Below are 7,284 nucleotides of genomic sequence, written 5' to 3'. Positions count from 1 at the left end.
CTTAATTAAATATCTTTTATGCTAAGGTAAAATTTATAGTTATTATCAAGATTGTATTGATAGTGCCGAATTATTTCGATACAGGTCTTACCTATCTTATCGAGTAGTAAGGCAATAACTATTAAAATTACTGTCCAATTTATTATTTAAAGATAATGTCGTGTAAGACTTTTCCGCTACCTTAGCGCAGAAAGCGTACAACGAATAGAAAAAAAGTTTTTGCTTTTAAAAATTCTGACGTTGATAAAACACAAAAATAAATCCATTTGGTGACCTGATGCTTCGACTATTTTGAGGAGAAACGATGATGATATGGCTGCATCTGGGCCTGGGTATTTCCATAGGTATTTGGATAATATTAGGCATATACGTCTTTTCAGAAATAAGAAAGACCTATGAGAGAAATGAGATTTTCACGAGTAAACTTCTGAACCTTTGGTTTATCATGTGGGGGTTCTACCATCTGGCGGTAATTCTATCGTCGTTATATGGTTTGTGGTTGATACCGCTTAACAAGACATTCGCCTTAACGGGTGGTGTGGTTTTGATTGTGGTTGGTATTATTGTATTGGCAGCAGGGATGATTGAGTTCCGCTCCTTGCGCAGAAGTTGCGGACAAGACATTTCACAGCTCATAACCACAGGGATATATCGATGGAGTAGGAATCCGCAGTTTATCGGCTGTCTTTTTTATCTTTTAGGTATAGCACTTGCTGGCCGATCCGGGCTTGCTTTTGTGCTTACCGGAGCGGCCACTATTGTTATCTGTTTGTATACCACTCGGTTGGCAGAGCCTTATCTTGAGCGTCTTTACGGAGAGGAGTACCGTTTGTACAAATCAAGAGCCGGAAGGTGGATTTCAATACCAAAGTAAGAAAGAAAACGAATTCAACATCGCCGAACTCATATTTGTCCTTAAAAGTCCCTCCAGAGGCGGGTCTGCGACAAGAGAAAAAAGGGTAGTGTCCCTGTTCGAAAAATAGGAAATTATTTTTTGGATTTGCTGTTTTCAGACATAAATTCTTTACAATTATATGGCGGTATACACCAAACCTACACCGCCGTAGTAATCTTCACAAATTCATTCAATTTCTCACGCAATGTGTTGTAATCCAGTTCCGCGTAGAGTTCGCCTTCGAAAGCCAGAGAGATTTTTCCCGTTTCTTCGGAGACGACAATGACGACGGCGTCTGATTCCTCGGACAGGCCTAACGCTGCCCGATGCCGGGTGCCGAATTTGGGGTCGATATCCGGGTTTTGGCTCAGCGGCAAAATGCACTGCGCGGCTTCGATCATGTCGTTCTGGATAATTACCGCGCCGTCGTGGAGCGGAGAACGGGGATTAAAAATAGAGACGATGAGCGGAACGGAAATTTCCGCCTGAATTCTTTGTCCGGTTTCGAGCACGGATTTGATACCGGTATTTTGCACGATCACAATCAAACCGCCGTAGCCGCGCTTGCTCAGTTCCATGGCCGCCTTGACCATTTCTTCAGTGAGCCGCCGCGGAATGGTGACTTTCAAAATCTTTCGAATGAGCGGAACCTGACCCAAATAAATCAAAATTCGCCGCAGTTCAGGCTGAAACAAAATGACAAACGCCACCAGCCACACCGTGCGCAAGTTGCTGAAAATCCAGTTTAAGCCGGAAAATCCGAGCAATTGCACAAAAACCGACGCCACTAAGATAATGATCAGACCGATGAACATTTGCGCTGCGCGGGAGCCGCGGATGAAAAAATAGAGCTTGTACAAAATGTACGAAATGATCAGCACATCGAGTACGTCGATTAAAGTGACCGTTAAAAATCCGATATTGAAAAGTTCAAGTCTTAAGCCCATAATCTTTCCGTTGCTTTGATCAGAACATTTTTAGCACGCGGATGCACACGGATCAAGCTGATCCATGCGGATTAATAATTAATACTGTTTTAACTTTGTTCTGACATAATTGTGATCATTAAAGGTCGTATTGAAAACCACAGATGATAGAAAATGTCATATAGAAGCCAAAGTAATATTGGCTCAAATTTTTATTGTACACAAGAACGCCAAAGGCGTTCAAGTTTTGTAGAAAAATAAGAAAAATATGAAAATCCAACCCCGCAAGGGTTGAACATCATTGTCCTATAAAATATGTTGCGCGATAGCCGTGATAATTTTTTTGTTGAACTCCTTCGGAGTTCGTCCTTTGTGCTACAATCGTTATCTGCTACAAATGTTAATCTGCCTACGGCGGATTTTTTCATTTTATTTTAGCACAATAGTGATAATTAAAAGCAGCTTTAAAAACTACAAGCCATAGAAAAATGTCATTTCAAAGTTTGAGCGATATAAAATAAGATTTATAATCTCGTTTTCCCCGAAATCAAATCCGAAATCACACACACGCGCTTCATCTCTTTCACATCATGCACCCGGACAATGTCTGCGCCACTGGCGATGGACAGCGCTACTGCGGCTGCGCTACCTTCGAGACGCTGGTCCGGAGGCAAATTCAGAACGTTGCCGATGAACGATTTTCGCGATGGGCCGACTAAAATCGGACAGCCCAGACTGCGAAATTCGGATAAGCGGCGAAGAATTTCGTAGTTGTCTTTTAACCTTTTACCGAAGCCAATGCCGGGATCGATAATAATTTTTTCCCGAGGCAAACCAGCGGATTCTGCCAATTCAATGCTCTCGGACAAATATTGGTAAATTTCCGTCATCAAATCTTCGTAAACAGGATCTTTCTGCATATTTCGCGGCTCGCCCTTAATGTGCATCAAAACCACCGGCGCCTGATATTTGGCAACGGCTTCTTTCATTTTCGGATCAAATCTCATGCCACTGATATCATTGATGATGTCAGCGCCGGCTTCGAGCGCCGCTTCGGCAACCTGCGCTTTGTACGTATCCACGGAAATCGGCACGTCCGATTCCCGGCGCAAAGCGGCAATCACCGGAATGACCCGCGACATTTCTTCTTCCAAATCCACAGGCTTCGCTCCGGGGCGCGTTGATTCTGCGCCGACATCGACGAGGTCTGCGCCGTCGGCGATCATCTCCAATGCGTGAGCGACCGCCGCATTTTTGTCGAGAAATTTGCCGCCGTCAGAGAAGGAATCCGGCGTAACGTTCAAAATTCCCATGATGTGGGTTCGTTCGGAAAGGCGCAAAATTCGCTTCTTCAGTGGCAACTCGATTTTTTTCTCTCCGGAAATTCGAGCTAACAAAACCTGCAAATCATTGGCTAATTCTTTCAGTCCGAAAGGCTGCATCCGCAACTTCGGTATCAAGCGGCGAAATATTTTCACGCTTCCCATTAAAACCGCATCCGCGCGATCAATGTCGTTTTTCAGTACTTGTCTGTGATTCGCACAATCGCCGCCAAGCGCCAACATTTCCTGTTTCAAAATTAACGCCGCCGGCGGAGTGAGCCCGGAGATGCGCACATTGAGAGACATTGCCTTGGGAATCATGAGCTTAATTCCGCCGCCATCCACGCCGATTTTTTCGAGCTCTGCGCGAATTTCGTCTTCATTTTGCAAAGCCAAAATTCTGAGTTGTCTCTGCCCACTCACGCTGTCAAAATTCCTTTATTTTTTTACTTTTGTTGAATCCGGATGCAGCAAATTGTACAAATGCTTACGCGCTTCTTCGGCAAACTCATCGCCGAAACCTTTGCGAAATTTGATGCGATAGCGCAATTGTTCAATCGCTTTGTCCATTTCGCCGCGCATTTCGTACAGATAAGCCAGATAGAGATGCGAGTTCAAATGATTATTGATCGCCACGGCGCGTTGGAAAAATCGCTCCGCATTTTCGTAATCCTCGGAGTTGTAATACCACACTCCCAAATTGTAAAACGCATCCGCATTATTCGGATCGAGCGCAATGACGCGATTGTACACAGCGATAATTTTCAGAACATCGCGTTTCAGCATGTAATTTTTCCCCAGCGCCATCAACACCGGGACAGAATTGGGATTTATTTTCAAATAATTTTCCAGAACGCGAATGGCGTTGTCTCTTTGATTTTCAAAAAGATAGTAGTCCGCCAACATCAAATAACCATCCTCATCGCAGGGATTCACATCAATCGCCCGCTGGAAAAGTTCCTTCTCATCTCGGAAACCCAATTTTCGAAATCGCGACGGATGAAGGCGAGACAGATTGAGATAGGTGCGTGAAACCCGGGGATTCAGTCCCAGCGCTTTTTTGAGATAGCTTTCCGCCAGAGACCAGCGTTTTTTGTAAATGTAAAATTCTCCCAAGAATGCGTACGCTTCTGCAAGTGAAGAATCCAGAGCCACGGCGCGAGAGAAAGAGTCAAATGCCCGGGCAAAAGATTCCACAGGCAATTTGCCCTGTTTTTTTTGCGCCAATCCGTCAAAAAAATGAGCCTTGCCCAGCAGCAAAACCGCCTCGGCGAAATTGCTGTCGATGGCGTCAGCTTTATTTGCCATTTCAATCGTTCCTCTAAAATTCTTCTCGGAAAATAATTTCTGCGCCAGCAAATAGTAGGAATAGCTTTGCGGATCGATATTTTTCTCGGCGAATTCGCTTGCTGCCAGTTTGCGATTGCCAAATTTTTCCAGAAGCGAATCGGAAATTTCTTCGGCGCGGCCAGCCATGGTTTCCGGTGTAACCGATAATTTGATTTCAAACAGTGTGTCTTTTTTTTCGCTTCGCACAAGGGAACAATGCAGGGGATCTTTTTCCGTAAAATCGACTTCCCCAACCAAGGCAGCGTCGGCGCCGATCAATTTGGCAATTCGCTGCCGATAAATCTGATTTTTCGCAGAGTCGAGATCGAGGATTTCCAGTAAGTCAGCCGATCTCACCACAGCGATTTTCTGGCCCAGGGCGCGATAAATTTGCTGATTCACCACATCCCAGAACGCGAACATGGTAGCGAAATCGCTATTTTCAGTTGCTTGATTTTTCAGCAAAGGAAATATGACAAGCCGACTCTCAATCGGCGGCGTCTCAGTTTGAAAATTCAAAAAAATATTCACTCCGAGGAAAATCAAAAATACGATGACCACAAAAACGATCAGCCGCCGTTTATTGACAATTTCAGAAGTGAAATGCAAATAAAACAGCACAAACAAAATGCTGAAAAACAACACGTCCGCCCATGCCGGTAAATGAAACCATTGAAAAATATTGGCAATGATAAAATTCATTGGCATCCTTTCCCCCGTTCTTCTGAGTCTTTTTAGAATGAAACAACCCCAACGAAATCGACGCTGAGGTTGTCATGAGCTAATTGCAAAATAATATCTGCTTCGGCCGATCAATTATTTTGAATCGTCAACCTCTGCGGAATGAGAAACGTCATCGGCTTCGTTGGCCTTTTTATTATCGCCACCGCTTTTCTTGCGCGAGCGAGAAACGGTCCGTCTCGCTTTTTTGGCGGGCGCTTTGGATGTGACATTTTTTAACACTTCATCGATCTCGTGCCCGTCCAAAATTTCTTTCTCAAGCAGCGCCTGCGCCAGCGCGTGCAGTTTGTCAATATTTTTTCCCAATAAATCTTCCGCTGTTTTTGCGGATTTCTCGATAATTCTTTTGACTTCCTGATCGATCTCTTGAGCCGTTCTTTCGCTGTAATCGCGATGTTGAGCTATTTCTCTGCCCAAAAATATTTCTTCCTGTTTTTTGCCAAAAGTCATGGGCCCCATCTTTTCGCTCATGCCCCACTCGCACACCATTTTGCGCGCCAACTCAGTCGCCCTTTCAATGTCATTCCCGGCGCCGGTTGTCAATTGATTTAACACCAATTTTTCCGCGGCGCGTCCGCCTAAAAGTTGGACCAGCATGAACTCACAGTAGTCTTTGGAATAGTTGTGTTTTTCATCCAGCGGCAGTGTCGTCGTCGCGCCCAGCGCCCTGCCGCGCGGAATAATCGTCACTTTGTGCACCCGATCGGAGCCCGGAGTCAGTTTCGCGACCAGCGTATGGCCGGCTTCATGGTACGCAGTGCTCCGTTTCTCGTCCTCGCTGATGAGCAAGCTCCGACGCTCTGTTCCCATCATCACTTTATCTTTGGCTTCTTCGAAATCCTCCATTTCCACGCGATTTTTATCCTTTCGCGACGCCAACAACGCGGCTTCATTGACCATATTCGCCAGGTCGGCGCCGGAAAATCCGGGCGAGCCTTTCGCTAAAATGGACAAATCCACATTTTTCGCGAGAGGGATTTTTTTCGTGTGCACTTTCAAGATACCTTCCCTGCCGCGTACATCAGGCCGGTCCACGACAATCTGCCGGTCAAATCGCCCGGGCCGCAGCAACGCCGAATCGAGCACGTCGGGTCTGTTCGTCGCCGCGATCAAAATCACGCCTTCATTGGATTCGAAACCGTCCATTTCCACCAGCAACTGATTCAGCGTCTGCTCGCGTTCGTCGTGTCCGCCGCCAAGCCCGGCGCCGCGATGTCTGCCGACGGCGTCCAATTCGTCGATGAAAATGATACAGGGCGCGCTTTTTTTCCCCTGTTCAAATAAATCGCGCACCCGGGAAGCGCCGACGCCAACGAACATTTCCACAAAATCCGCGCCGGACATGCTGAAAAACGGCACGCCAGCCTCGCCGGCGACCGCCTTTGCCAGCAAAGTTTTTCCAGTTCCCGGAGGGCCTAACAAGAGCGCGCCTTTGGGAATCTTTCCGCCGAGACGCTGAAATTTTTCCGGTTCTTTCAGAAATTCAATAATTTCTTTCAATTCCTGTTTGGCTTCGTCGGCGCCAGCCACATCGTCGAACGTGACTTTTATTTTATTCTCCGTGAGCAATTTTGCTCTGGATTTGCCAAAATTGAAAATGCCTTTCTGTCCGCCGCCCTGCATGCGCCGCAGCAGAAAAAACCAGAAAAAAATCAATAACAGAAAAGGAATTATTTGCCAGAAATACCCCCACCAATCAATTTTTTGCGGCTTGAAAATAAGGTCCAACCCGTAATCGTCGATCCAGCGGTCAGTCGTCTTGATATCTAAACTCGGCGGCAAAACCGTAAAGAAATTTTTAATTTTCACGCGATAATTTTTCGGATCGGGCTGTTCTTCTTTCAGCACGCCGTGCAATTCATTACCGCGAATTTCCGCGCGCTCCACCAGGCTTTTTTTCAACAATTCTCGAAAAACTTTGTAGCCCAGCTCTCGCTCACTTTTGCCGGCATTGGTGAGCTGTTTGGAAAACCAAATCGTGATGATTATCAACACCAGCCAGAACAAAAAACTTTTCGTCATCTTTTGCCATTGGAAGTTGTCCTCCGGCTTTTTACGATTATCGCCACCA

General features: G+C 45.9%; 5 protein-coding genes. 1 reads left to right on the top strand and 4 read right to left on the bottom strand.

What is annotated here, in order from left to right; translation table 11 throughout:
* Window positions 1-304: 304 nt before the first annotated feature.
* Window positions 305-874: an isoprenylcysteine carboxylmethyltransferase family protein gene (locus GXO74_06870; protein ID NOZ61387.1), complete on the top strand. Its 570-nt coding sequence runs from the start codon at window positions 305-307 to the stop codon at window positions 872-874.
* A 179-nt stretch (window positions 875-1,053) separates the two neighbouring features.
* Here GXO74_06870 and GXO74_06865 read toward each other — a convergent pair whose 3' ends face one another.
* From GXO74_06865 to GXO74_06850, 4 genes are all read right to left on the bottom strand, one after another.
* Window positions 1,054-1,842 (bottom strand): TIGR00159 family protein, encoded by a 789-nt coding sequence (locus GXO74_06865; protein NOZ61386.1) that lies wholly within the window; start codon window positions 1,840-1,842, stop codon window positions 1,054-1,056.
* A gap of 503 nt (window positions 1,843-2,345) precedes the next feature.
* A complete protein-coding gene (gene folP, locus GXO74_06860) occupies window positions 2,346-3,464 on the bottom strand; it encodes a dihydropteroate synthase (GenBank protein NOZ61385.1) in 1,119 nt (372 codons plus the stop codon).
* Between the two features lie 117 nt (window positions 3,465-3,581).
* Entirely contained in the window at window positions 3,582-5,180 is a 1,599-nt protein-coding gene (locus GXO74_06855) for a tetratricopeptide repeat protein (GenBank protein NOZ61384.1), read from the bottom strand.
* A 108-nt stretch (window positions 5,181-5,288) separates the two neighbouring features.
* The gene (locus tag GXO74_06850; GenBank protein NOZ61383.1) at window positions 5,289-7,235 is read right to left on the bottom strand and encodes an ATP-dependent metallopeptidase FtsH/Yme1/Tma family protein; all 1,947 of its coding nucleotides are present in this window, start codon (window positions 7,233-7,235) and stop codon (window positions 5,289-5,291) included.
* Window positions 7,236-7,284: the final 49 nt, after the last annotated feature.

Source organism: Calditrichota bacterium, from assembly GCA_013152715.1.
Taxonomy (GTDB): Bacteria; Zhuqueibacterota; Zhuqueibacteria; order Thermofontimicrobiales; family Thermofontimicrobiaceae; genus 4484-87.
Note: the sequence above shows the minus strand (reverse complement) of the source record. Positions and strands in the feature narration are given on the sequence as shown.

Coding starts and splice junctions, on each gene's coding strand:
- folP (NOZ61385.1), bottom strand. CDS start 3,464: ATGATTCCCAAGGCAATGTCTCTCAATGTGCGCATCTCCGGGCTCACT.
- GXO74_06865 (NOZ61386.1), bottom strand. CDS start 1,842: ATGGGCTTAAGACTTGAACTTTTCAATATCGGATTTTTAACGGTCACT.
- GXO74_06855 (NOZ61384.1), bottom strand. CDS start 5,180: ATGCCAATGAATTTTATCATTGCCAATATTTTTCAATGGTTTCATTTA.
- GXO74_06870 (NOZ61387.1), top strand. CDS start 305: ATGATGATATGGCTGCATCTGGGCCTGGGTATTTCCATAGGTATTTGG.
- GXO74_06850 (NOZ61383.1), bottom strand. CDS start 7,235: ATGACGAAAAGTTTTTTGTTCTGGCTGGTGTTGATAATCATCACGATT.